The 24,874-nt window shown below is 75.4% G+C and carries 22 protein-coding genes and 1 pseudogene; 20 read left to right on the top strand and 3 right to left on the bottom strand.

Features of this window, described 5'->3' with window-relative positions:
- Positions 1-95: 95 nt before the first annotated feature.
- The 16 genes from K1J50_RS14925 (at position 96) to mgtA (ending at position 18,990) form a co-directional block, all read left to right on the top strand.
- Positions 96-1,370: an SAM-dependent methyltransferase gene (locus K1J50_RS14925; RefSeq protein ID WP_220118563.1), complete on the top strand. Its 1,275-nt coding sequence runs from the start codon at positions 96-98 to the stop codon at positions 1,368-1,370.
- A gap of 109 nt (positions 1,371-1,479) precedes the next feature.
- The gene (locus tag K1J50_RS14920) at positions 1,480-3,015 is read left to right on the top strand and encodes a replicative DNA helicase (RefSeq protein WP_220118562.1); all 1,536 of its coding nucleotides are present in this window, start codon (positions 1,480-1,482) and stop codon (positions 3,013-3,015) included.
- The gene (alr, locus tag K1J50_RS14915) at positions 2,999-4,105 is read left to right on the top strand and encodes an alanine racemase (protein ID WP_220118561.1); all 1,107 of its coding nucleotides are present in this window, start codon (positions 2,999-3,001) and stop codon (positions 4,103-4,105) included. Before K1J50_RS14920 ends, alr begins: the two co-directional genes overlap by 17 nt.
- Before the next feature lie 4 nt (positions 4,106-4,109).
- Positions 4,110-4,895 (top strand): MlaE family ABC transporter permease, encoded by a 786-nt coding sequence (locus K1J50_RS14910; protein WP_220118560.1) that lies wholly within the window; start codon positions 4,110-4,112, stop codon positions 4,893-4,895.
- The gene (locus K1J50_RS14905) at positions 4,892-5,680 is read left to right on the top strand and encodes an ABC transporter ATP-binding protein (protein WP_220118559.1); all 789 of its coding nucleotides are present in this window, start codon (positions 4,892-4,894) and stop codon (positions 5,678-5,680) included. The genes K1J50_RS14910 and K1J50_RS14905 overlap by 4 nt, the downstream gene beginning before the upstream one ends.
- A gap of 238 nt (positions 5,681-5,918) precedes the next feature.
- Positions 5,919-6,800: a TauD/TfdA dioxygenase family protein gene (locus K1J50_RS14900; RefSeq protein ID WP_220118558.1), complete on the top strand. Its 882-nt coding sequence runs from the start codon at positions 5,919-5,921 to the stop codon at positions 6,798-6,800.
- A gap of 147 nt (positions 6,801-6,947) precedes the next feature.
- Positions 6,948-8,432: a DNA repair protein RadA gene (radA, locus tag K1J50_RS14895; RefSeq protein WP_220118557.1), complete on the top strand. Its 1,485-nt coding sequence runs from the start codon at positions 6,948-6,950 to the stop codon at positions 8,430-8,432.
- A 13-nt stretch (positions 8,433-8,445) separates the two neighbouring features.
- A complete protein-coding gene (locus K1J50_RS14890) occupies positions 8,446-9,456 on the top strand; it encodes a Bug family tripartite tricarboxylate transporter substrate binding protein (protein WP_220118556.1) in 1,011 nt (336 codons plus the stop codon).
- Between the two features lie 136 nt (positions 9,457-9,592).
- A complete protein-coding gene (locus K1J50_RS14885) occupies positions 9,593-10,150 on the top strand; it encodes a CvpA family protein (RefSeq protein ID WP_220118555.1) in 558 nt (185 codons plus the stop codon).
- A gap of 13 nt (positions 10,151-10,163) precedes the next feature.
- Positions 10,164-11,672, top strand: a complete 1,509-nt coding sequence (gene purF / locus K1J50_RS14880; protein WP_220118554.1) for an amidophosphoribosyltransferase — start codon at positions 10,164-10,166, stop codon at positions 11,670-11,672.
- A complete protein-coding gene (locus K1J50_RS14875) occupies positions 11,669-12,400 on the top strand; it encodes an SDR family NAD(P)-dependent oxidoreductase (protein WP_220118553.1) in 732 nt (243 codons plus the stop codon). Before purF ends, K1J50_RS14875 begins: the two co-directional genes overlap by 4 nt.
- A gap of 178 nt (positions 12,401-12,578) precedes the next feature.
- Positions 12,579-13,721, top strand: a complete 1,143-nt coding sequence (locus K1J50_RS14870) for a Re/Si-specific NAD(P)(+) transhydrogenase subunit alpha (RefSeq protein WP_220118552.1) — start codon at positions 12,579-12,581, stop codon at positions 13,719-13,721.
- Between the two features lie 17 nt (positions 13,722-13,738).
- A complete protein-coding gene (locus K1J50_RS14865; protein ID WP_220118551.1) occupies positions 13,739-14,143 on the top strand; it encodes an NAD(P) transhydrogenase subunit alpha in 405 nt (134 codons plus the stop codon).
- Positions 14,144-14,147: 4 nt separating this feature from the next.
- The gene (locus K1J50_RS14860) at positions 14,148-15,548 is read left to right on the top strand and encodes an NAD(P)(+) transhydrogenase (Re/Si-specific) subunit beta (RefSeq protein WP_220118550.1); all 1,401 of its coding nucleotides are present in this window, start codon (positions 14,148-14,150) and stop codon (positions 15,546-15,548) included.
- Between the two features lie 134 nt (positions 15,549-15,682).
- Positions 15,683-16,111, top strand: coding sequence for a cupin domain-containing protein (locus tag K1J50_RS14855; RefSeq protein WP_220118549.1), 429 nt, complete (start codon positions 15,683-15,685; stop codon positions 16,109-16,111).
- A gap of 287 nt (positions 16,112-16,398) precedes the next feature.
- Positions 16,399-18,990: a magnesium-translocating P-type ATPase gene (gene mgtA / locus K1J50_RS14850; RefSeq protein ID WP_220118548.1), complete on the top strand. Its 2,592-nt coding sequence runs from the start codon at positions 16,399-16,401 to the stop codon at positions 18,988-18,990.
- A gap of 126 nt (positions 18,991-19,116) precedes the next feature.
- Here the strand turns inward: mgtA and K1J50_RS14845 are convergent, their stop codons facing one another.
- Both K1J50_RS14845 and rpsU read right to left on the bottom strand, forming a co-directional pair.
- Entirely contained in the window at positions 19,117-20,106 is a 990-nt protein-coding gene (locus tag K1J50_RS14845) for a Bug family tripartite tricarboxylate transporter substrate binding protein (protein ID WP_220118547.1), read from the bottom strand.
- 257 nt (positions 20,107-20,363) lie between these two features.
- The gene (gene rpsU, locus K1J50_RS14840; RefSeq protein WP_220118546.1) at positions 20,364-20,567 is read right to left on the bottom strand and encodes a 30S ribosomal protein S21; all 204 of its coding nucleotides are present in this window, start codon (positions 20,565-20,567) and stop codon (positions 20,364-20,366) included.
- 253 nt (positions 20,568-20,820) lie between these two features.
- On the opposite strand from rpsU, the gene def reads away from it, so the two are divergent.
- From def to K1J50_RS14820, 4 genes are all read left to right on the top strand, one after another.
- Positions 20,821-21,378 carry a peptide deformylase gene (gene def, locus K1J50_RS14835; RefSeq protein WP_220118545.1) on the top strand — a complete coding sequence of 186 codons (558 nt, stop codon included), beginning with the start codon at positions 20,821-20,823 and terminating at the stop codon, positions 21,376-21,378.
- The gene (locus K1J50_RS14830) at positions 21,375-22,013 is read left to right on the top strand and encodes a COQ9 family protein (RefSeq protein ID WP_220118544.1); all 639 of its coding nucleotides are present in this window, start codon (positions 21,375-21,377) and stop codon (positions 22,011-22,013) included. The genes def and K1J50_RS14830 overlap by 4 nt, the downstream gene beginning before the upstream one ends.
- Positions 22,014-22,374: 361 nt before the next feature.
- The gene (locus K1J50_RS14825) at positions 22,375-22,917 is read left to right on the top strand and encodes a hypothetical protein (protein ID WP_220118543.1); all 543 of its coding nucleotides are present in this window, start codon (positions 22,375-22,377) and stop codon (positions 22,915-22,917) included.
- 114 nt (positions 22,918-23,031) lie between these two features.
- Complete coding sequence (locus K1J50_RS14820) at positions 23,032-23,787, top strand: SDR family NAD(P)-dependent oxidoreductase (protein WP_220118542.1); 756 nt, start codon at positions 23,032-23,034, stop codon at positions 23,785-23,787.
- 40 nt (positions 23,788-23,827) lie between these two features.
- Here the strand turns inward: K1J50_RS14820 and K1J50_RS14815 are convergent.
- Positions 23,828-24,874, bottom strand: a pseudogene (locus tag K1J50_RS14815) (chromosome segregation protein SMC); the annotation flags it as partial.

Here is a 24,874-nt window from a genome sequence, read left to right as displayed (position 1 = left end):
TCGCGGCCGCGACCTCCCCCGGCCACCCCCTCCCCGCCCCGCTGGACGACAGGCCTCCCGCCTCGCAACATGGCGGGGCCCGGGAGAGTGACGCCATGCTGCTCCACCTCATCCTGAAGCGCCTCATCCGCGCAGGCACGCTCACCGTCCGCCTGCCCGACGGCACGCTGCGCCGCTACCGGGGCGCGCAGCCCGGACCGGCCGCCGGGATGGAGATCCGCACCCGGCGCGCGGTGCGGCGGCTCACCCTCAACCCGGCGCTCGCCTTCGGCGAGGCGTACATGGACGGCGAGGTCGTCCCGCTCGACTGCTCGATCTACGACCTGCTCGAGCTGGTGTGCATGAACCTCCACGCCGGCGAGGGCCGCCACCCCGCCGAGCGGGCGATGGAGCTGTGGCGCCTGGCGCGGCGGCGCCTCGACCAGCTCAACCCGGCGCCGCGCGCGCGCCGCAACGCCGCGCACCACTACGACCTCAACGGCCGGCTCTACGCGCTCTTCCTCGACCGCGACCGGCAGTACTCCTGCGCCTACTTCCCGACCGGCCAGGAGACGCTCGAGGAGGCGCAGGCGCTCAAGAAGCGCCACATCGCCGCCAAGCTGAAGCTCGACCGGCCCGACCTCGAGGTGCTCGACATCGGCTCCGGCTGGGGCGGGCTCGCGCTCACCCTCGCGCGCGACTGGGGCGCGCGCGTCACCGGCATCACCCTCTCGACCGAGCAGCTCGAGGTCGCGCGCGCCCGCGCCGCCGAGGCCGGCCTCGCCGACCGCGTGCGCTTCGAGCTGATGGACTACCGCGCCTGGAACCGGCCGGTGGACCGCATCGTCTCGGTCGGCATGTTCGAGCATGTCGGCATCGGCCACTACCGCGCCTTCTTCCGCATGGTGCGCGACTCCCTGCGCGAGGACGGGGTGGCGCTGATCCATGCCATCGGCCGCTCCGACGGGCCGGGCAGCACCAACCCCTGGCTCGCCAAGTACATCTTCCCCGGCGGCTACTCCCCGGCGCTGTCCGAGGTGCTGCCCGCGGTCGAGAAGGCCGGACTGTGGGTGACCGACATCGAGGTCCTGCGCCTGCACTACGCGCACACCCTCGCCCACTGGCGCCGCCGCTTCGCCGCCAACCGCGACGCCATCGCCAGCCTCTACGACGAGCGCTTCTGCCGCATGTTCGAGTTCTACCTGGCCGGCGCCGAGCTCGCCTTCCGCTACGGCGGGCACATGAACTGGCAGCTCCAGCTCGCCCGGCGCGTGGACGCGCTGCCGCTGACGCGCGACTACATGGTCGAGGCCGAGCGGCGCGCCGCGGCGGGCGCGGCGGTGGCGCCCTCGGTGGCCGCCGACCCCTCCCGCCGGGTCACGTCGGCGTGAGGCGCGGGCGCCACAGCGCGGCGCCCTTCCCCCCGCCATCCCCGCTATCCACAGAACGCAACATATCCACAGGAAGGCCGGGCGCCGTCCCGCGCGCTAGCCTCGGGCCATGAACACCATCGATCCGCCGAGTCGCGCCGAGGGGGAAGGAGCCGCGGGTGGGCTGCTCGGCCTCTCGCAGCGCCTGCCGCCGGCCAATCTCGCCGCCGAGCAGGCGCTGCTCGGCGCCCTGCTCGCCAACAACAGGGCCTACGAGCGGGTCTCGGAATTCCTCGCCCCCGAGCACTTCGCCGACCCGGTCCACGGCCGCATCTACCAGGCGATCCAGCGCCGCATCGAGGCCGGCCAGCTCGCCGACGTGGTGACGCTTCGCGCCGAGTTCGAGCACTCGGGCCTGCTCGACGAGGTGGGCGGGCCCGCCTATCTCGCGCAGCTCCTCTCGGCCATGGTCGGCATCATCAACGCCGGCGAGTACGGCCGCGTCATCTTCGACGCCTACCTGCGCCGCCAGCTCATCGAGCTCGGCGAGGTGATCGTCAACCGCGCCTTCGGCGCCGAGCCCGGGCTCGACGCCCAGGCGCAGCTCGAGGCCGCCGAGCAGGCGCTGTTCGAGCTGGCCAGGGACGGCACCACCGAGGGCGGCTTCGTCCCCTTCGAGCGGGCGCTCGCGACCGCGGTCGAGCACGCGGCGCGGGCCTTCTCCGCGCCCGGCGGCGTCGCCGGGCTCACCACCGGGCTGCGCGACCTCGACGCCAAGCTCGGCGGGCTGCACCCCTCCGACCTCGTCATCCTCGCCGGCCGCCCGGGCATGGGCAAGACGGCGCTCGCCACCAAGATCGCCTTCGGGGCGGCGCGCGCCATCCTGCGCGCGGCGCAGGAGAAGGACCCGCACGCCGTCCCCCGCGGCGGGGTCGCGATCTTCTCGCTCGAGATGAGCGCCGACCAGCTGGCGACGCGCCTGCTCGCCGAGGAGTCGCGCATCTCCGGCGACCGCATCCGCCGCGGCGAGATCGGCCAGCGCGACTTCGACCGCTTCGTCGAGGTCAGCCGCGAGCTCGCCGCCCTGCCGATCTGGATCGACGACACCCCGGCCATCACCATCTCGGCGCTGCGCACGCGCTGCCGGCGCCTCAAGCGCACGCGCGGGCTCGACCTCGTGATCGTGGACTACCTCCAGCTCATGCGCCCCGCCCCGGGCCAGCGGCCGGAGAACCGGGTGCTGGAGATCAGCCAGATCACCCAGGGCCTGAAGGCGATCGCCAAGGAGCTGTCGGTCCCGGTGCTCGCCCTCTCGCAGCTCTCCCGCGCCGTCGAGAGCCGGGAGGACAAGCGGCCGCAGCTCGCCGACCTGCGCGAATCCGGCTCGATCGAGCAGGACGCGGACGTGGTGATGTTCGTCTACCGCGACGAGTACTACCTCGCGCAGCGCGCGCCGAAGGAGCTCGCCTTCGACAACCCGGACAAGTTCGCCGAGGCGGTCGAGAAGTGGCAGCGCGACATGGAGCAGGCCCACAACAAGGCCGAGCTGATCATCGCCAAGCAGCGCCACGGCCCCACGGGCACGGTGAAGCTGTTCTTCGAGGCCGAGTTCACCCGCTTCGGCGACCTCGACACGCACCACGGCGGCGATGGCTACGGGGACTGAGGCGACCCAGGCCGTCCTGACGGTGGACCTCGCCGCCGTCGTCGCCAACTGGCGCGCCCTGCGCGCGCGCCATCCCGCCGGCGCGGTCGCCGCGGTGGTGAAGGCCGACGCCTACGGCCTCGGCGCCGCGCCGGTCGCCCGCGCGCTGCGCGACGCCGGCTGCCGCAGCTTCTTCGTCGCCCACCTCGCCGAGGGCCTCGCGCTGCGCGACGCCCTCGGGCCGGGCCCGGAGATCGCCGTCCTCAACGGCTTCGCGCCCTGCGCCGAGGCGGACCAAGCCGGCCTGCTGCCGGTCCTCAACGCGCTCGGCGACATCGAGGCGCACGCCGCGCACGCCCGCCGCCGCGGCGCGCCGGTCCCGGCGATCCTGCACCTCGACACCGGCATGGCCCGGCTCGGCCTCGACGCGCGCGAGCTCGGCGTCCTCGCCGCCGACCACGCCCGCCTCGCCGGGCTCGCGCTGCGCTGCGTCATGTCCCATCTCGCCTGCGCCGACGAGCCCGAGCACCCGCTGAACCGGCTGCAGGCCGAGCGCTTCGCCGCCGCCTGCGCGCGCCTGCCCGCGGGCCTGCCGCGCAGCCTGCCGAATTCCTCGGGCCTGTTCCTCGGCCCGGAATTCGCCTCCGATCTCGCCCGTCCCGGCTGCGCGCTCTACGGCATCAACCCCACGCCCGGCCGCCCGAACCCGATGCGCCAGGCGGTGACGCTCGAGGCGCCGGTGCTGCAGGTGCGCGAGGTCCCCGCCGGCGCCACCGTCGGCTACGGCGCCTCGGCGCGGGTCGAGCGGCCCTCGCGGATCGCCACGGTTGCCGCCGGCTACGCCGATGGCTATCTGAGGGCGCTCTCCAATCGCGGCGCCGTCGGCTCCTTCGCGGGGCGGCCGGTGCCGCTGCTGGGCCGGGTGTCCATGGACCTGACCACCTTCGACGTCACCGACCTGCCGGAGATCCGCCCGGGCGACCGCATCCTCCTGCTCGGCGCCGCGCCCGGCTGCACGCCGGACGAGCTCGCCGCGCGCGCCGGCACGATCGGATACGAGATCCTGACCTCGCTCGGCGCGCGCTACCGGCGGGTCCATCGGAACGGCTGACGCCTTGGGCCTCCTGCTCGACGCGCTGGCCGCGATCGGCCGCGCCGTGCTCCGGGCCTGCCGGCTGGCGGGGGCGGTGGCGCTGTTCGCGCTGGAGGCGCTCTCGCACCTCGTCCGGCCGCCCTTCCATGGGCGCATGTTCGGCCGCGCCTTCGCCGAGATCGCCTATTTCAGCCTGCCGGTCGTCGCGCTGACCGCGATCTTCACCGGCATGGTGCTGGCACTGCAGTCCTACACCGGCTTCTCGCGCTTCAACGCCGAGGGGGCGGTCGCCAACGTCGTCGTCCTCTCCATCACGCGCGAGCTCGGCCCCGTGCTCGCCGGGCTGATGGTGGCGGGGCGCATCGGCGCCGCCTTCGCCGCCGAGATCGGCACCATGCGCGTCACCGACCAGATCGACGCGCTGGTGACGCTCTCGACCAACCCGATGAAGTACCTGGTGACGCCGCGGCTGCTCGCCGGCACCATCGCGCTGCCGCTGCTGGTGGTGGTGGCGGACATCCTCGGCGTGATGGGGGGATGGGTGATCGGCACCTTCAAGCTCGACTTCTCCTCCGCCGCCTATCTCCGCTCCACCTTCGACTTCCTCGAGGCGGGCGACGTCGTCCACGGCCTCGTCAAGTCCGCGGTGTTCGGCTTCGTCGTCGCGCTGATGGGCTGCTGGTGCGGCTACACGAGCAAGGGCGGCGCGCAGGGCGTGGGCGGCGCCACCACCGCCGCGGTGGTGTCGAGCTCGATCCTGATCCTCGCGCTCGACTACGTGCTGACCGAGATGTTCTTCGCGCGATGAGGGGCGACGGCGACGCCCCCCCGCCCAAGATCCGCCTGCGCGGCCTGCGCAAGGCGTTCAACGGCAAGGTCGTGCTCGACGGGGTGGACCTCGACGTGGGCGCGCGGCGCTCGATGGTGATCCTCGGCGGCTCGGGCTCGGGCAAGTCGGTGATGCTCAAGTGCATCCTCGGCCTGATCGAGCCGGACGACGGCGCGATCGAGATCGACGGGCGCAACGTGCTGGCGATGTCGCGGCGCGAGCGCGAGGCGGTGAACGACCGCATCGGCATGCTGTTCCAGAACGGCGCGCTGTTCGATTCGCTCCCCGTCTGGGAGAACGTCTGCTTCAAGCTGCTCGCCCAGCGGCGCATAGACCGCCGCGCCGCGCGCGAGAAGGCGGCGGAGATCCTGGCGCTGGTCGGCCTCGCCCCCGAGGTCCGCGACCTCTACCCGGCGGAGCTGTCGGGGGGGATGCAGAAGCGCGTCGCCCTCGCCCGCGCCATCGCCGCGCAGCCCGACATCATCCTGTTCGACGAGCCCACCACCGGCCTCGATCCGATCATGGCGGCGGTGATCGACGGGCTGATCGTGGACGTGGTGCGCCGCCTCGGCGCGACCGCCGTCTCCATCACCCACGACATGACGAGCGCGCGGCGCATCGGCGACGACGCGGCGATGCTCTACGAGGGCCGCATCGTCTGGACCGGCCCGGCGGCGAGCCTCGGCCAGACCGGCAACCCGATCGTGGACCAGTTCGCGCGCGGCGAGCGCGAGGGCCCGATCCGCATGGAGCTCCGGCGCTAGCGCGGAGCGCCGACGGCTGCCGACGGCCGGCGGCGCGGATCCGCGCGACAGACGACGCGCCGGCGCCGTTGCCGCGCGCACGGCCGGGCGGAAACGGCGCTGGACGGCGCCGGCGGCCGCCCCACGCCGCCGCTTGACCCCGCGCTTGCCCCGGCGCACGCTTGCAGGCCGCGAGGCCGCCGCGGCCGGGCCCATGGCCGCCCGCGAGGGAACCGGCCCGCGCCGAGGACGTCCGCCCATGGCCCTGACCTTCACGCCGCTGCATCCGCTCTTCGTCGCCGAGGTCTCCGGCATCGACCTGCGCGAGCCGCTCACCCCCGCGCTCGCCGAGGCGATCCACCGCGGCATGGACCGCTACGCCGTCCTCGTCTTCCGCGACCAGCGCCTCGACGACGACCAGCAGATGGCCTTCGGCCGGGCGCTCGGCCCGCTCGAGCCGACGCGCGCCACCGTGGACGTCCACAAGCACCGCCTCAAGCACCAGGAGATGAACGACATCTCCAACCTCGACGAGGACGGCAACATCCTCGCGGCCGACGACCGGCGCCGCCTGTTCGCCCTCGGCAACCGGCTCTGGCACAGCGATTCCAGCTTCAAGGCGACGCCCGCGCTCTATTCGCTGCTGCACGGCCGCGTCGTCCCGCCAGAGGGCGGCGAGACCGAGTTCGCCGACATGCGCGCCGCCTGGGACGCGCTGCCGGAGCGGATGAAGGCAAGGGTGCGGGATCTCGTCTGCGACCACTCGCTCCTCTACTCGCGCGGCCAGCTCGGCTTCACCGACTACACCGAGGAGGAGCGCCAGCGCTTCGCCCCCGTGCCGCAGCGCCTGGTGCGCCGCCATCCCGGCTCGGGCCGGCTGTCGCTCTACCTCTCCTCGCACATCGGCCGCATCCACGGCTGGCCGGTGCCGGAGGCGATGGCGCTGATCCGCGACCTCATGGAGCACGCGACCCAGCGCGCGTTCGTCTATCGCCACCACTGGCGGCAGTACGACCTCGTCATGTGGGACAACCGCTGCACCATGCACCGCGCGCGCCCCTTCGACGACAAGGAGTATCCGCGCGACATGCGCCGCGTGACGCTGCAGGACTCGGCGCCGACCCTGCAGCAGGCGGCCTGATCCCGGACGGCGCCGACGGCCGGCGCGGACGGCGTCGCGGCCCCGCCCGGCGGGAGGGAGGAAAGGGACGCGCCGCACCCCTTCCGGCGCGGGCCGCCCCGGGCTACAGGCCCGGTGTCCGCGTTTCGTTCTCGCCGAGTCGCCCCGATGGCCAAGGACCGCTCCCGCTACGTCTGCCAGGCCTGCGGCGCCCCCCACCCGAAGTGGCAGGGCCGCTGCGACGCCTGCGGCGAGTGGAACACCCTGGCCGAGGAGGCGCCCGAACCCCGCCCCGCCGGCCCTGCCGCCAAGGCCGGCGCCGGCCGGCGCCTCGAGTTCGTCGGCCTCAAGGGCCGCTCCGCCCCGCCCGCCCGCATCGCCACCGGCCTCGCCGAGCTCGATCGCGTCCTCGGCGGCGGCTTCGTGCCCGGCTCGGCCGTCCTCGTCGGCGGCGATCCGGGCATCGGCAAGTCCACCATCCTCCTCCAGGCCGCCGCGCGCGTCGCCGCCGGCCGGCGCGCCCTCTACGTCTCCGGCGAGGAGGCGGTGGAGCAGGTGCGGCTGCGCGCGCTCCGCCTCGGCCTCGCCGACAGCCCGCTCGGCCTCGCCTGCGCCACCAGCCTGCGCGACATCGCGGCGAGCCTCGCGCAGGAGCGCGACGCCGCCCTGGTGGTGATGGACTCGATCCAGACCGTCTGGCTCGACAGCCTCGATTCCGCCCCCGGCACCGTCTCCCAGGTGCGCGCCTGCGCCGCGGAGCTGATCCGCCTCGCCAAGGCGCGCGGCTTCGCCCTGGTCCTGGTCGGCCACGTCACCAAGGAGGGAACCCTCGCCGGCCCGCGCGTGCTCGAGCACATGGTGGACGCCACCCTCTACTTCGAAGGCGACCGCGGCCACCAGTTCCGCATCCTGCGCGCCGTGAAGAACCGCTTCGGCGCCACCGACGAGATCGGCGTGTTCGAGATGACCGAGCGCGGTCTGGTCGAGGTGCCGAACCCCTCCGCCCTGTTCCTCGCCGAGCGCCGCGGCAACGTCTCCGGCAGCGCCGTCTTCGCCGGCCTCGAGGGCACGCGGCCCGTGCTGGTGGAGGTGCAGGCGCTGCTCTCCCCCTCCGCCGGCGGCTCGCCGCGGCGCTCCGTCGTCGGCTGGGATTCCGGCCGCCTCGCGATGCTGCTCGCGGTGCTGGAGGCGCGCTGCGGCCTCTCGCTCGGCCAGAACGACGTCTACCTCAACATCGCCGGCGGCCTGCGCATCGCCGAGCCGGCGGCCGATCTCGCGGTGGCCGCCGCGCTCGTCTCCGCCGCGACCGACCGGCCGACCGATCCCGGCATGGTCTATTTCGGCGAGGTCGGCCTCTCCGGCGAGGTGCGCCAGGTCGCGCAGGCCGAGGCGCGGCTGCGCGAGGCGGAGAAGCTCGGCTTCGCCGCCGCCACCCTGCCGCGCCGGCTCGCGCGCGGCGGCGGACGCGCGCCGGCGGCGCCGGCCGGCCTCACGCTGCACGAGATCGGCCACATCGCCGACCTCGTCGCCCCCTTCGCCGCCGCCGCGCGGCGGCCGCGCGAGGCGGGGCCGGAGGCGGCCGCGCCTCCCCCGCGAGGGCTTGATCCGCCCGCGGGCGGCGGGCATCCCCGCGCCGTCCGCACCGCAACGTGAGGGAGGAGACGCCTTGCCCACCGCCCGCCGCGCCGCCTTCGCGGCGCTCGCCGCCGCGGCCGCCGCTCCGGCCGCCGCCCGCATCCTCGCCGCGCCGGCGCGGGCGGCCGACTGGCGGCCCGACCGCCCGGTCAGGCTGGTCGTGCCCTTCGCGCCGGGCGGCAACACCGACCTGGTCGCCCGCGTCATCGGCCCGCGCATGAGCGAGCGGCTCGGCCAGCCGGTGGTGGTCGAGAACCGCGCCGGCGCCGCGGGCAGCGTCGCCGCCGCCCAGGTGGCGCGCGCGCGGCCGGACGGCCTGACGCTGATGATCGGCTCGAACGGCCCGATGGCGATCAATCCCATCACCCGGACGGATCTCGGCTACGAGCCGCTGCGCGACTTCGCCCCGCTCGGGCTGGTGGTGCGCACGCCGCTCGCGCTTGCCGTGCACCGCGACCTGCCGGCGCGCGACGTCGCCGCGCTGATCGCCCACGCCAAGGCCAGTCCCGGCCGGGTCGTGTTCGGCTCCCCCGGCGTCGCCAGCACCGGCCACCTGACGCTCGAGATGTTCAACGCCGCGACCGGCGCCGGCATCACCCACGCGCCCTACCAGAGCGGCGGCGCGCTGACGCCGGACCTCGTCGCCGGCACGGTGGCGGGCGCCTTCGTCGAGGTCGCGACCGTCCTGCCGCTGCACCGCGAGGGCGCGGTGCGGATCCTCGCCGTCACCGCCGGCCGCCGGCTGCGGGTGGCGCCCGAGCTGCCGACGGTGGAGGAGGCCGGCGTCCCCGGCTTCCGCGCCGCCTCCTTCGTCGGCGTGGTGGCGCCGGCCGGCGTTCCCGGCGAGGCGATGGCCGCGCTGCACGCCGCGCTCGCCGCCGCGGTCCGGGACCCGGAGGTGCGGCGCCGGCTGGAGGAGATGGGCAGCGAGATGGCGGGCGAGGAGGAGGCGAGCCCGGCCGGCTTCGCCGCCTTCCTGCAGCGCGAGACGGAGTGGACCCGCCTGGCGGCGGAGCGGGCCGGGCTGCGGCGGCCGCAATAGGGCGAGGGATCGCGGGGCCGGTTCCGGCCGGGAGCGCGGCCCCGCCCCGGGGGCGCGCGCCGGCGGAGCGTCCGCCCCGGAGGCGCGCCCGGCGACGGGTGACGGCGCCCCGGCGCCCGGCTATACCGCGCGCGCGATGAACTGGGTGGACGGCGCAGTGCTGGCGATCCTCGCCGTCTCGGCGATCCTCGCCTTCTTCCGCGGTCTGGTGCGGGAAGTGCTCGGCATCGGCGCCTGGATCGGCGCCGCGGTGGCGGCCTTCCTCGCCTGGCCGCAGCTCCGCCCCTGGGTCGGCCAGCACGTCGAGCCGGAGTGGCTGGCCAACGCGGTGGCCGCCGGCGGCGCCTTCCTCGCCGTGCTGCTCGTGCTCAAGGTGATCATCGCCTGGATCGCGGCGCGGGTGGAACGCTCCGCGCTCGGGGGGGTGGACCGCGCGCTGGGGCTGGTATTCGGCCTCGCCCGGGGTGCGTTCCTGGTGGTGCTCGCCTATATTCTCGCCGAGCGCGTCTTCCCGCTGGACCGCTGGCCGTCGGCCGTGCGGGAGGCGCGTGCCCTGCCGCTGATCGCCGACGGCGCGCGCTGGCTGGTCGAGCAGCTCCCGCCGGAGATCCGGCCGGGGCTCGAGGAGCTGCCGGAGCGTCCCCTCCCCGGCCTGAACGACCTGTTGCGCCCGCCCGCGCGCGACCGGACCTGAGGATCCCTCGCGCATGACGCACCGCCCGCTGCCGCCGCACGACGAGGACAAGCCGCACGAGGAGTGCGGCGTGTTCGGCGTCTGGGACGCCGCCGACGCCGCGGCCCTCACCGCGCTCGGCCTGCACGCCCTGCAGCACCGCGGGCAGGAGGCGACCGGCATCGTCAGCCTCGAGGGCGGCGGGCAGGAGGTGCGCAACGCCCGCTTCCACGCCCACAAGGGCCTCGGCCTGGTCGGCGACAATTTCAGCGACCCCAAGGTGATGGCGGGCCTGCCCGGCCGCGCCGCCGTCGGCCACAACCGCTACGCGACGACGGGCGAGACGGCGCTGCGCAACGTCCAGCCGCTCTATGCCGATTTCGAGTTCGGCGGCCTCGCCGTCGCGCACAACGGCAACCTCACCAACGCGCACGCCCTCAAGCGCATGCTGGTCCGGCGCGGCTGCCTGTTCCAGAGCACCACCGACTCGGAGGTGTTCATCCACCTCATCGCCATCAGCCTCTACTCGACCGTCGTGGACCGGCTGATCGACGCGCTGAAGCAGGTGCAGGGCGCCTACTCGCTCGTCGCGCTGCACAACCACGCGCTGATCGGCGCGCGCGACCCGCTCGGCGTGCGGCCGCTCGTGCTCGGGCGCCTGCCGGCCAGGGAGGGCGAGGCCCAGGCCGCCGGCAGCGGCTGGGTGCTGACCAGCGAGACCTGCGCCCTCGACATCGTCGGCGCCGAGTTCGTGCGCGACGTCGAGCCGGGCGAGATCGTCGTCGTGGACGACCAGGGCGTGCGCTCGATCAAGCCCTTCGGCCGCAGCCCGAGCCGCTTCTGCATCTTCGAGTACATCTACTTCGCCCGCCCCGATTCCCTGGTCGAGGGCATGCCGGTCTACGAGGCGCGCAAGCGCATCGGCGCCGAGCTCGCGCGCGAGAGCGCCGTCCCCGCCGACGTCGTCGTGCCCGTCCCCGACTCCGGCGTCCCCGCGGCGATGGGCTACGCGCAGGAGGCGGGCCTGCCCTACGAGCTCGGCATAATCCGCAACCACTACGTCGGCCGCACCTTCATCGAGCCCACCGACCAGATCCGCCACCTCGGCGTGAAGCTCAAGCACAGCGCCAACCGCGCGGTGCTCGCGGGCAGGCGGGTGGTCCTGGTGGACGACTCGATCGTGCGCGGCACCACCTCGCGGAAGATCGTCGAGATGGTGCGCCAGGCCGGCGCGACCGAGGTGCACATGCGCATCTCCTCCCCGCCCACCACCCATTCCTGCTTCTACGGCATCGACACGCCGGAGCGCTCGAAGCTGCTCGCCGCCTCGCACGGCGTCGAGGAGATGGCGCGCATCATCGGCGTGGACAGCCTCGCCTTCATCTCCCACGACGGGCTCTACCGGGCGCTCGGCAGGCCGGGGCGCGATGCGGCGCGGCCCGCCTTCTGCGACGCCTGCTTCACCGGCGACTACCCGATCCCGCTCACCGACCAGCAGGACAACAGCGAGCGCCAGCTCTCGCTGCTGCACGCGGCGCCGTGACGGGCGACGCCGCGCGCCCCCTCGAGGGCCGGGTCGCCCTCGTCACCGGCGCGAGCCGCGGCCTCGGCGCGGCGGCGGCGGTCGCGCTCGCCCGCCTCGGCGCCCAGTGCGTGCTGGTCGCGCGCACCCAGGGCGGGCTCGAGGAGACCGACGACGCCATCCGGGCCGCGGGCGGCCGCCCGGCGACGCTGCTGCCGTTCGACCTGGTGCGGGAGGCCGAGAAGATCGACGCCGTCGGGCCGAGCGTCGTCGCCCGCTTCGGCCGCCTCGACATCCTCGTCCACGCCGCGGCGGTGCTGAACAAGCTGACCCCGGTGGCGCACATCGAGCCGCGCGACTGGGCCGAGACGGTCGCCGTCAACCTGAGCGCCGCCTGGCGCCTGATCCGCACCTGCGACCCGCCGCTGCGCGCCTCCGACGCCGGCCGCGCCGTGTTCGTCACCACCGGCCGCGTGCGCGCGCCGCGCGCCTACTGGGGCCTCTACGGCGCGACCAAGGCCGGCGCCGAGCATCTCGTCCTGACCTGGGCGCAGGAGGTGGCGAAGACCCCGCTGCGCGTGAACCTGTTCGACCCCGGCCCGGTCGCGACCAGGCTGCGCGCCCAGGCCTTCCCCGGCGAGGACCCGGCGACCCTGCCGCAGCCGGCGGAGGTCGCGCCCGCCCTCGCCGCGCTCTGCCTGCCCGCCGAGTCGCGCCAGGGGGAGGTCGTGCGTTTCGTCGCATCCTGACCGGCGGCGCCCGCCCGCCGCCTTGCCACCCGCGCCTCCGCCGGGCTAGAGCCGGTCGCGGACGGCTGGACCCAGCCGGAAGCGAGAATCGGCTCTACAAACAACGGGCCGGAGCCGTTGCCGCGCGCACGGCCGGGCGAGAACGGCTCCAGGCGCCCTCGTTCGAGGGATCACCGCGATGCGACTGGCTGTCCTCAAGGAGCGCCGCGCCGCCGAGACGCGCGTCGCGGCGACGCCGGAGACGGTGAAGAAGCTGCTCGGCCTCGGCCTCGAGAAGGTCGCGGTCGAGACCGGGGCGGGGCTCGCCTCCGGCATTCCCGACGCCGCCTACCGCGAGGCCGGCGCCGAGATCGCCCCCGACGCCGCGGCCGCGCTCGCAGGGGCGGGGATCGTGTTCAAGGTCCGCGCCCCGACCGAGGAGGAGCTGGCGCTGATCCCGCGCGGCGCGCTGCTGGTCGGCATCCTCGGCGCCGACGAGGCCGCCGCCCGCGCCTACGCCGAGCGCGGCATCGACGCCGCGGCGATGGAGCTCCTGCCGCGCATCACCCGCGCCCAGTCCATGGACGTGCTCTCCTCGCAGGCCAACCTCGCCGGCTATCGCGCCGTGATCGAGGCGGCGGCGGCCTACGACAAGGCCTTCCCGATGATGATGACGGCGGCCGGCACCATCCCCGCCGCCAACGTCTTCGTCATGGGCGCGGGGGTCGCCGGCCTGCAGGCGATCGCCACCGCGCGCCGGCTCGGCGGCCGCGTCAGCGCGACCGACGTCCGCCCGGCGGCGAAGGAGGAGATCCGCTCCCTCGGCGCCGCCTTCGTCGGCTACGAGGACGAGGAGAGCCGCGCCGCCCAGACCGCCGGCGGCTACGCCCGGCCGATGAGCGCCGAGTTCCTGCGCAAGCAGGCCGAGGTCGTCGCCGGCCACATCGCCAAGCAGGACATCGTGGTCACCACCGCCCTGGTGCAGGGCCGCACGGCGCCGAGGCTCGTCTCCGCCGAGATGGTCGCGGCGATGCGGCCGGGCAGCGTGATCGTGGACATCGCGGCGGAGGCCGGCGGCAACGTCGCCCTGACGAAGCCGGGCGAGATGGTCGTCACGGAGAACGGCGTGAAGATCCTCGGCTACGCCAACTGGCCCGGGCGCATCCCGGCCGCCGCCTCGGCCCTCTACGCGCGCAACCTCCTCACCTTCCTCGCCACCTTCTGGGACAAGGAGGCCAGGGCGCCCAGGCTGCCCGAGGAGGACGAGATCGTCCGCGGCGTGCTGCTCACGCGCGGCGGGCGCGTGGTGCATCCGCAATTCGCGCCCGCCAAGGCCGCCTGAGGAGGGACCAGCCGAGCATGAACCCGACCGAGCTTGCCAACCAGGCGGCCGCGACCGCCCAGCGCGCGCTCGAGCTCGCCGAGCAGGCGCGCCGCGCCGCGGAGGCCGCGGCCGCGGCGGCGGCCCCGGCCGCAGCGGCGGCCGAGCCCTTCCTCTACCTGCTGACCATCTTCCTGCTCGCCTGCTTCGTCGGCTACTACGTGGTGTGGAACGTCACCCCGGCGCTGCACTCGCCGCTGATGGCGGTTACCAACGCCATCTCCTCGGTGATCGTGGTCGGCGCCATCCTCGCCACCGGCCTCGCCACGAGCTGGGTGGCGGTGGTGTTCGGCTTCCTCGCCACCGTGCTCGCCGCCGTCAACATCTTCGGCGGCTTCCTGGTGACGCGGCGGATGCTCGCCATGTTCAAGCGGAAGGGCTGAGGCGATGGGCGCCACCGTCTCCACCCTCGCCTATCTCGCCGCCTCGGTCCTGTTCATCCTCGCCCTGCGCGGCCTCTCCCACCCGGAGACCAGCCGCCAGGGCAACGTCTTCGGCATGGTCGGCATGGCGATCGCGATCGTCGCGACGCTGTTCCGGCCGGGCATGTCGGGCGGCGGCGTCGCGCTGGTGCTGCTCGGCCTCGCCGCGGGCGGCGCGGGCGGCTACGTGATCGCGCAGCGCATCCAGATGACGGCGCTGCCGCAGCTCGTCGCCGCCTTCCACTCGCTGGTCGGCATGGCGGCAGTGTTCGTCGCCGCCGCCGCCCTCTACGCGCCGGAGAGCTTCGGCATCGGCACGCGCGGCCACGTCAAGACCGCCTCGCTGGTCGAGATGTCGCTCGGCCTCGCCATCGGCGCCGTCACCTTCTCGGGATCGGTGATCGCCTTCCTCAAGCTCGACGGGCGGATGTCCGGGGCGCCGATCCTGTTCCGCAACCAGCACCTGCTCAACCTCGGCCTCGGCATCCTGCTGCTGCTGCTGGTGATCGGCTTCGTCGGCAGCGGCAGCGAGGCGCTGTTCTGGCTGATCGCGCTGCTCTCCTTCGCGCTCGGCTTCCTGCTGATCATCCCGATCGGCGGGGCGGACATGCCGGTCGTGGTCTCGATGCTGAACAGCTACTCCGGCTGGGCGGCGGCGGGCATCGGCTTCACCGTCGGCAACCTGCTGCTGATCATCACCGGCGCGCTGGTCGGCGCCTCGGGCGCCATCCTCTCCTACATCATGTGCAAGGGGATGAACCGCTCGATCGTCAACGTCCTCCTGGGCGGCTTCGGCACCGAGGGCGGCGCCGCGGCGGCGGCCAGGGCGGACCGCGGGCCGGTCAAGGTCGGCAGTCCGGAGGACGCCGCCTTCATCATGAAGAACGCCTCCAAGGTCATCATCGTCCCGGGCTACGGCATGGCGGTCGCCCAGGCCCAGCAGGTGGTGCGCGAGATGGCCGACCTGCTCAAGAAGGAGGGGGTGGAGGTGAAGTACGCGATCCACCCCGTCGCCGGCCGCATGCCCGGCCACATGAACGTCCTGCTCGCCGAGGCCAACGTCCCCTACGACGAGGTCTTCGAGCTCGAGGAGATCAACCCCGAATTCGCCGAGGCCGACGTCGCCTACGTGATCGGCGCCAACGACGTCACCAACCCCGCCGCCAAGACCGACCCCTCGAGCCCGATCTACGGCATGCCGATCCTCGACGTCGAGAAGGCGAAGACGGTGTTCTTCGTCAAGCGCAGCATGGCGAGCGGCTACGCCGGCGTGGACAACGAGCTGTTCTACCGCCCGAACACCATGATGCTGTTCGGCGACGCCAAGAAGGTGACGCAGGAGATCGTGCAGGCGCTGCAGCGCTGAGCCGCGGCGGCGCGGCCCGCCCCGCCAGCCCGGCGCGCCGCGGCGCCGCGCCGCGGAACGGCGACTGGCGGGAGGCGGAGGCCGGGTATAGGCTCGCCCCCGCACGGGCCCCGAGCCCCGCGGGAGGAAAGTCCATGGACGGTTCGACGTCCGGCGCGACGCGCCCCGACATCAGGCTCACCATCGCCAGGAAGGCGACCGCGCCCTACGTGAAGGGCCGGCGCGCCTTCTTCCGCTACCGCGACCTCGGCGTCTCCGACGCCACCGGTGGGCGGATGCGGGCGCAGGTGATGGAGGCCATCGCCGGCATGACCGAGCCGACGGGCTGGCACACGCACCAGTGCGAGGCGCAGTTCGTCTACGTCCTGAAGGGCTGGGTCGAGCTGGAGTTCGAGGACGGCACCCGCGGACGCTTCGAGCCGGGCGATGCCCTCCTCATCCCCGGCGGGATGAAGCACAACGAGATCGCCACCTCCGACGACGTGGAGATCCTGGAGCTCTCGGTGCCCGGCCCGATGGGCACGACGCCCTGCGACCCGCCCCCCGGCATGGCGCAGGCCTGAGGCCCGGCGCCTGCGCGGCAGCGGCGCGCGGGCGGGCGCGGCCGTTGCGCTTGCGGCGTGCCCGGGTTGATCATGCCGGCGCCCGCATCCCGGAGACCGCCGGCCGTGACACCCCCTGACCGCCCGCGCCGCCCGCCGGCACCGCGCCCGCACGGGACGGCCGCTCCCCGCGCCGGGCGCGCGCGCGGGGGACGAGGCGTCCGGCCTGCCTGCCGGGACCGCGCCCCGGGCGCCGGACGCGGCGCGCCGCGGCCGCGGGGGAAGCGGGATCGCGCGCGGAACGGGTGATGGCCGCACCGGCCCGCGCCGCCCCCTCGGACGCCACCCGCCCCGCGCCGCCGCCGGAGCGGTTCTGGACCCTGCCTGCCGCGGCGCTGCTCGCCCGGCTCGGCACCTCCCCCGCCGGCCTGAGCGCGGAGGAGGCAGCGCGGCGGCTCGCCCGTCACGGCCGCAACGCGGTGGCCGAGAGCCCGCGCCGGCACCTCGCCCTGAAGGTGCTGCGCCGGCTCGCCGAGCCGCTCGTCGCGATCCTCCTGATCGCCGCCGCCCTCACCGGCCTGACGGGCGACTGGCCCGGCTTCGCCATCATCGTCGCCGTCGTCGCCGGCTCCGTCGCGCTCGACGTGGCGCAGGAGCACCGCGCCGAGGCCGCGGCGGCGGCGCTGCGCGAGAGTGTTGCGGTGCGCGCCACGGTGCGGCGCGACGGCCAGCCGGTCGCCCTCCCGGTCGAGGAGATCGTTCCCGGCGACGTGGTCGAGCTCGCCGCCGGCGGGCTGGTCCCGGCCGACGGCATCGTGCTGGAAAGCCGCGGCGCCCAGGCCGACGAGGCGCTGCTCACCGGCGAGCCCTACCCCGTGCCGAAGCGCCCCGGCCCGTCCGACGCCGCCAGCCCCGCCGAGGCGTGCAACGCGCTGTTCGCCGGCACCGCGATCGTCGCCGGCGCGGCGACCATGCTGGTCGTAGCCACCGGCCGCGCGACGCGGCTCGGCCAGGTCGCCGCCGCGCTCGCCGCGCGCCGCCCGGCCACCGCCTTCGAGCGCGGGCTGCACGCGCTCGGGCTGCTGATCCTGCGGCTGACCGTCTTCCTCGTGCTGCTCGTGCTGCTCGCGCATCTCGCCTTCCACCGCCCGGCGCTGGAGAGCTTCCTGTTCGCCGTCGCGCTCGCCGTCGGCCTGACGCCCGAGCTGCTGCCGATGGTCGCGACCGTCACGCTCTCGCGCGGCGCGCTGCGCATGGCGGCGCGGCGGGTGGTGGTGAAGCGGCTCGCGGCGATCCACGACCTCGGCGCGATGGACGTGCTGTGCACGGACAAGACCGGCACGCTGACCGAGGCGCGGATCGTGCTGCGCGACTGCACCGGGCCGGACGGCGCCCCCTCGTCCCGCGCGCTGGCGCTCGCCGCCCTGAACGCGGGGCTCGCAAGCGGCGTGCGCACGCCGCTCGACGCCGCGATCCTCGCCGCCGCGCCGCCGGAGGCGACCGCGGGCTGGACGCTGCTGGCCGAGGCCCCCTTCGGCGCCGAGCGGCGGCGCGCCTCCGTCCTCGCCGCGCACGCGGACGGTCGCCGCCTGCTGGTGGCGAAGGGCGCGCCGGAGGCGATCCTCGCCGCCTGCACCGCGGTGGAGGACCCGGCCGGCGGCGCGCCCCGGCCGCTGGATGCGGCGGCGCGCGCCGCGCTGCTCGCCCGCGCCGAGGCGCGCGGGGAGGAGGGGCTCCGCCTGCTCGGCGTCGCCTGGCGCGAGCCGCCGGACGGGACGGTGCCCCCCGAGCTCGGGCCGGAGGACGAGCGCGGTCTGGTCCTCGCCGGCTTCTGCGCCTTCCTCGACCCGCCGAAGCCCTCCGCCGCGGGCGCCGTCGCGCGCCTCGCCGCGGCGGGCGTGCGGGTGAAGATCGTCTCCGGCGACGCCGCCCCCGTCGTGCGGCACCTCGTGGAGAGCCTCGGCCTCCCGGCGCGCGGCCTGATGACCGGCGAGGAGATCGCGCGCCTCGACGCCCGGGCGCTCGCCGCGCGCGTCGAGGCGTGCGACCTGTTCGCGCGCGTCTCGCCGGACCAGAAGCGCCGCGTGATCCTGGCGCTCAAGGCGCGCGGCCACACCGTCGGCTATATCGGCGACGGCATCAACGACGCGCCCGCGATCGGCGCCGCGGACGCCGGCATCTCGGTCGAGGGCGCCACCGAGGTGGCGCGCAGCGCCGCCGACCTGATCCTGCTCGCGCCCGATCTCGGCGTGCTGGCCGACGGGGTGGAGGAAGGGCGGCGCACCTACGCGAACGTGATGAAGTACGTGCGCATGGGCACCTCCTCGAATTTCGGCAACATGCTCTCGATGGCGGTGGCCTCGCTCGCCATCCCGTTCCTGCCGCTGACCCCGGCGCAGATCCTGCTCAACAACCTGCTCTACGACGTCTCCGAGATCGGCATCCCGTTCGATTCGGTGGAGCGCGAGGACCTCGCCGCGCCGCACGCGTGGGACATGCAGGCGGTGCTGCGCTTCACCCTGGTGATGGGGCCGCTGTCCTCGCTCTTCGACCTCGCGACCTTCGCGGTGCTGCTGTGGGGCTTCGGCGTCCCGCCGGAGGCGTTCCGCACCGCCTGGTTCGTCGAATCCATGGCGACCCAGATCCTGGTGATCTTCCTGATCCGCAGCGACCGGCCCGCCTGGCGCGCCGCGCCGCCGCACCCGGTGCTGGCCGCGACCTCGCTCGGCGCGCTCGCGCTCGCGCTGTTCCTCGCCCTCGGCCCGCCGGCGGGGGCGCTCGGCTTCGCGCCGCTGTCCGGCGCGCTGCTCGCCGCGGTCGCCGCGCTGGTCGCGCTCTATCTCGCGGCGGCGGAGGCGATGAAGCGCGTCGCGGTGCGCCGTCCCCCGGGGCGCGCCTAGCGCCGCCTCCGCCAGGCCGTGCGCGCGGCAACGGCTCCGCGTCGCCTGCCGGGCGGATCCGCGCTCCCGGCCGTTTCCGGCCGTTCGGATCGGCGCCGGGCCGGCCGGGAGCTCGCGACGCGGGCGTCACCGCGCGCGCGGGATGCCGGCGTCGGCGATGACGCGGGCCCATTTCGGGATGTCCGCCGCGATGGTCGCGCGCATCTGCTCCGGCGTGCTGCCGACCACGTCCAGGCTGAGCGCGGCGAACTTCCGCCTCATCTCCTCGTCGGCGAGGACCTTCGTCGCCTCGGCGTGCACCTTCTCGAGGATCGGCCGCGGCGTGCGCGCCGGCGCCATCAGGCCGAACCAGGAGGTCGCCTCGAAGCCGGGGAAGCCCTGCTCGGCGATGGTCGGCAGGTCGGGCGCGTTGGCCGAACGGGTGGGCGAGGTGACGCCGATGCAGCGTAGCCGGCCCTCGCGCACGAGCGGCATGGCCGCGCCCGCGTTCTGGATCCCGACCGGCACGATGCCGCTCAGCACGTCGGCCACGTTGGCGCCGCGGTAGGGGATGTGCTCCATGCGGATGCCGGCGCGGCGGCACAGCATCTCGCCCGCGATGTGCTGCGGCGTGCCGATGCCCGGCGACCCGTAGGAGAGCCGGCCCGGATTGGCCTTCGCGTGCGCGACCAGCTCGGGCACCGAGCGCACCGGCAGGTCGTTGTTGACGAACAGCAGCGACGCCATCGAGAGCGTGATGCAGACGGACTCGAGGTCCCGCAGCGGATCGAACGGCAGGTCCTGCAGGCTCGGCAGGATGGTGATGGCGGCGTTGCCGGTCCACATCAGCGTGTAGCCGTCCGGCGCCGCCTTGGCGACGCGGTCCACGCCGATGGCGCCGGAATTGCCGGGGATGTTCTCCACCACCACCGGCTGTCCCCAGGCCTCGCTGAATTTCTGCGCGAACATCCGCCCCGTGACGTCGGTGGCGCTGCCGGCGGTGAAGCCGACGACCATCCGGACCGGCCGGGCCGGCCAGGCGGCGCCCTGCGCCGAGGCGTGACGGTCCGCCGCGGTGCCGCCGACCAGCGCCGCGCCGCCCGCGACGAGATGCCGCCGCGCAAGCGGGAAGCTCATGCCGCGTTCCTCCCTCCCTCGTGTCGTTCTGGCCGCCGGCGCGGAGCGCGGGGCGCTCCGGCCGGGGTGCAGGGAGCGTAACGGGTCCGCGGCGAGCGCGTCCACGGCGGCGCGCCGGCCCCGCCGCGCCCGCGGCGGGCGCGCCCGGGCGCCGCATCGGAAGGGCCGGAAATGCAAGACCGCGGCCGGCGGGCCGATCCCGCGCCGCGGTCACCTCGGTGTGCGTTCCCCCGCCGCCGGCAGGGGCGCGCCGCGCGTCAGAACCCCTCGCGCTCGAGGCGCTTGCGCTCGACCTTGCGGGCGCGGCGGATCGCCTCGGCGGCCTCGCGAGCCCGGCGCTCGGAGGGCTTCTCGTAATGGCGGCGGAGCTTCATCTCGCGGAAGATTCCCTCCCGCTGCAGCTTCTTCTTGAGCGCCTTCAGCGCCTGGTCGATGTTGTTGTCCCGGACGACGACTTGCACGCGGTTCGGTCTCCTTTCCTGACGGGTTGAACAGGGTCGCCGGATGAGATAGGGCCCGGACGCGACCCGATCCAGGCCCCACGGACGGCGCGCCGGCTCCCGGCCCCCGCGAAGGGCCCGGATCACCGGCGCGGCAGCGCGCCTCCATAGCACGGCCGCGCGCCGCGCCGGAAGCCCTCCCGCCGCGGGGCCGGCGCGCCTACATCGCGTAGGCCGAACGAGCAACGCCCGAGCGAAGGCAGACGACGCCGCCATGGCCATCCTCAAGATCGCGCGCATGGGCCACCCCGTCCTGCTGCGCGTCGCCGACCCGGTCGCCGACCCGACCGCGCCGGAGATCCGCCGGCTGATCGCCGACATGATCGAGACCATGCACGATGCCCAGGGGCTCGGCCTCGCCGCGCCGCAGGTGCACGTGCCGCTGCGGCTGTTCGTGTACCGCTCGGGCCCCGCCGGCGCGAGCGTCCTGGTCAATCCCGAGATCGAGCCGGTCGGCGATGAGGAGGAGCGCGGCTGGGAGGGCTGCCTCTCCATCCCCGGCCTGCGCGGCTGCGTCGCCCGCGCCCGGCGGATCCGCTTCCGCGGCCTCGACGCCGAGGGGCGGCCGGTCGAGGGCGAGGCGGAGGGCCTGACCGCGCGCGTCTTCCAGCACGAGGCCGACCACCTCGACGGCGTGCTCTATCCGATGCGGATGGACGACCTCTCGCTGTTCGGCTTCACCGAGGAGCTCGCCCGCGCCGCCGCCGAGGAGGCCGAGCGCAAGGGGGCCGCCGCCGAGGGCGCCGCCGCCCCCGCGGCGCCGCGGCCGTGACGGCGGGCTGCGCCGCGATCGAGCGGAGCCCGGAGCGCGACGCCGCGATCCGCGCCATCCTTCGGCACGTCCCCGCGCGCGGCTGGACCTGGGCGGCGCTGCGCGCCGGCCTCGCCGATCTCGGCCGCGACCCCGTCGAGGCGGCCTCGCTCTTCCCGCGCGGGCCGGTCGGCGCGATCGAGGCATGGTCCGACCTCGCCGACCGCGAGATGGCCGAGGCCGCGGCGGCGGCGAACCTCGCCGCCCTGCGCACGCCGGCGCGCATCCGCCGCCTCGTCGAGCTGCGCCTGCGCGCGGCAGCACCGCACCGCGAGGCGCTGCGCCGCGCCCTCGCGCTGCTCGCCCTGCCCTGGAACGCCGCCGCCGCGGCGCGCTGCACGGCGCGCACCGCGGACGCGATGTGGCACGCGGCGGGCGACCGCTCGGCGGACTTCTCCTGGTACACGCGGCGGGCGAGCCTCGCGGCGATCTATCTCGCGACCCTCGCCTACTGGCTGCGCCCCGAGGCGGACGGAGCCGATCCCGAGACCCACCTCGCCGCGACCCTCGCCTTCCTCGACCGCCGCATGGCCGATCTCGCGCGCCTTGCCGGGATGCGCCGGGCGCTGGCGTGCGCGCGGCGCGCGCCGGCATGACCGCGGCCGCCGCAACCCGCGGCCCGATCCGCGCGTTGCCGGCCGTCACGGCGCGACAAGGCGAGGAACCCCGGCATTGCGCGGCATCCTGCTCTGGCTGGTCGGCATCCCGATCCCGATCGTCATCCTCTACCTGTTTGGCGTGATCTGACGGCAACCCCCTGACACGGAAAGGCGGCGACCGGCCGAACGAGGCTTCGCGCGACGGCGCCGGGCCTGTAGGATCGCGGCACGGGAGGGGGCCTGCGCGACCCTCGGGGCACGCGGGCCCGCCGCTCCGGCGGCGGCGCCGCCGCCGGGGCGCGCACCTGCGCGCAGGGGCTCCCGCCCGCCACACGCTCCTTCGGAGAACCCGGCCGCGATGACATCCTTCCGTTCGATCCTCGCCGGCATCGGCGCCCTGGCCGTCGCATCCTCGCCGGCCCTCGCCGCGCCCGCCCCCGCCTGCCTGCAGCCCGCCGAGCAGGCCGCGCTGGAGCTGCGCGCGCTGCAGAGCCGGCTGATGGTCGGCGCCGTCGCCTGCCGCCAGGAGGAGGCGTACAACGCCTTCGTCCGCCGCTTCCAGCGCGAGCTCGGCAGCGCCTACACCCAGGCCGAAGGCCATTTCCGCCGCCTCCACGGCGGCCAGGGCCGCACCCGCTTCAACCAGTACGACACCGTCCTCGCCAACGCGCAGTCCGAGGAGAACATCCGGCACGGCTCCTCCTTCTGCCGCGACACGCAGGTGTTCTTCCGCGAGGCGATGGCGCTCGACAGCGCGCAGCTCGCCCGCTTCGGGGTCGAGCGCAACATCATCCAGCCCTACCAGGCCGCGGCCTGCAGCGAGGCCACGACGCGGCCGAGCCGCACCCGGCCCGTCCGGGCGGCGCGCACCACCTCGGCGGCGAGCGCCGAGCGCCGCTGAGGCGGCCCGTCCCGCGGCGGCGCGCCGGCGACGCCGCCGCGATCCGGCCTCCGCCGCGGCCGGTCCATCGTCCCGGCGGCGCGAGGCTTGCCTGAGGAGGGAGGAATCGAGCCGATGGACGTGCAGGGAGCAGCCGCCCTGGTGACCGGCGGCGGGTCCGGCCTCGGCGCGGCGACCGCGGAGGCCCTGGCCGCGGCGGGCGCTCGCGTGGTGGTGATGGACCTGCGGGCCGAGGGCGCGCAGGAGGTGGCGAGCCGCATCGGCGGCGTCGCCGCGGCCGGGGACGTGTGCGACCCGGCGGCGGTCGAGGCCGCGCTCGACCGGGCGGCCGCGCTCGGGCCGGTGCGGATCGCGGTGAACTGCGCCGGCATCGCGGCGGCGGCGCGGGTGGTCGGGCGCGGCGGGCCGCACGCGCTCGACCTGTTCGGCCGCGTGGTGCAGGTGAACCTGATCGGCACCTTCAACGTGCTGCGCCTCGCCGCGGCGCGGATGATGCGCACCGAGCCGCTGGCCGAGGGCGAGCGCGGCCTGGTGGTGAACACCGCCTCGGTCGCCGCCTTCGAGGGGCAGATCGGGCAGTGCGCCTATTCCGCGAGCAAGGCCGGCGTGGTCGGCCTCACCCTGCCGGCGGCGCGCGAGCTGGCGCGGTTCGGCGTGCGGGTGGTGACCATCGCGCCCGGCCTGATCGAGACGCCGATGATGAAGGGGCTGAACGCCGAGGCGCGCGCGGCGCTGGAGGCGCTGCCGCTGTTCCCGAAGCGGCTGGGGCGGCCGTCCGAGTACGCGAAGCTGGTGCTGGCGATCTGCGCCAACCCGCTGCTCAACGGCGAGACGATCCGGCTCGACGGCGCGATCCGCCTGCCGCCCTGAGGCCGGCCGCCGGGGGCGGCGGACGGGGAGGGCCGGGGCCTCAGCCCGGCCGCGGCCCCTCTGCCATCTCCACCGCGCGCTCGAGGTCCACCGAGAGCAGCCGCGACACCCCGCGCTCCTGCATCGTCACGCCGTAGAGGCGGTGCATCCGCGCCATGGTCAGCGGGTGGTGCGTGACGATCAGGAAGCGCGTGCCGCTCTCCGCCGCCATGGCGTCGAGCAGGTCGCACAGCCGCTCGACGTTCGCGTCGTCGAGCGGCGCGTCCACCTCGTCCAGCACGCAGACCGGCGCGGGCTGGCAGCGGAACACGGCGAAGATCAGCGACAGCGCGGTGAGCGCCTGCTCGCCGCCCGAGAGCAGCGACAGCGCCGCGAGCTTCTTCCCCGGCGGCTCGGCGAAGATCTCGAGCCCCGCCTCCAGCGGATCGTCCGAGCCGACGAGGGCGAGATGCGCCCGCCCGCCGCCGAACAGGCGCGTGAACAGCGCGCGGAACTCGGCGTCCACGCGGTCGAACACCTCGCGCAGCCGCTCGCGCGCCTCGCGGTTGAGGTGGCCGATCGAGCCGCGCAGCTTGGCGATGGCGGCGCCGATCTCCTCGCGCTCGCGGCCGATCGCGGCGATGCGCTCCTCGACCTCGCGCGCCTCGATCTCGGCGCGCAGGTTGACGGGGCCCATCTCCTCGCGCTCGCGCGCGAGGCGCTCGAGCCTGCGGCGCGCCTTCTCCTCCGCCGCGTCGCTCAGGTCCTCGGCGGCCGGCAGCGCCTGGTCGGCGTCCGGGCCGAGGCGCTCGGCGATGCGCTCGGCGACCGCCTGCGCCGCGGCCTCGGCCCGCGCCGCCTCGGCCTCGGCGCGGAGCTGCGCCTCGCGCGTGGCGGCGAAGGCGGCATCGGCGGCACGCCGCGCCTCGGCGGCCGCGCGCGCCTCGGCTTCGGCGGCGGCGAGCGCCGCGGCGGCGGTGCGGTGCGCGGCCTCGGCCTCGGCCACGAGGCGCGCCGCCTCGCGCCGGCGTTCCGCCGCGGCCTCGGGCGCGCCCGCGAGCGCCGCGCACTCCGCCTCGGCCTCGCCGCGCCGCGCGCGCAGCTCCTC

Source organism: Caldovatus aquaticus, assembly GCF_019458025.1.
GTDB lineage: Bacteria > Pseudomonadota > Alphaproteobacteria > Acetobacterales > Acetobacteraceae > Caldovatus > Caldovatus aquaticus.
The sequence above is the reverse complement of the archived record's forward strand: the minus strand, read 5'-3'. Positions and strand labels throughout refer to the sequence as shown.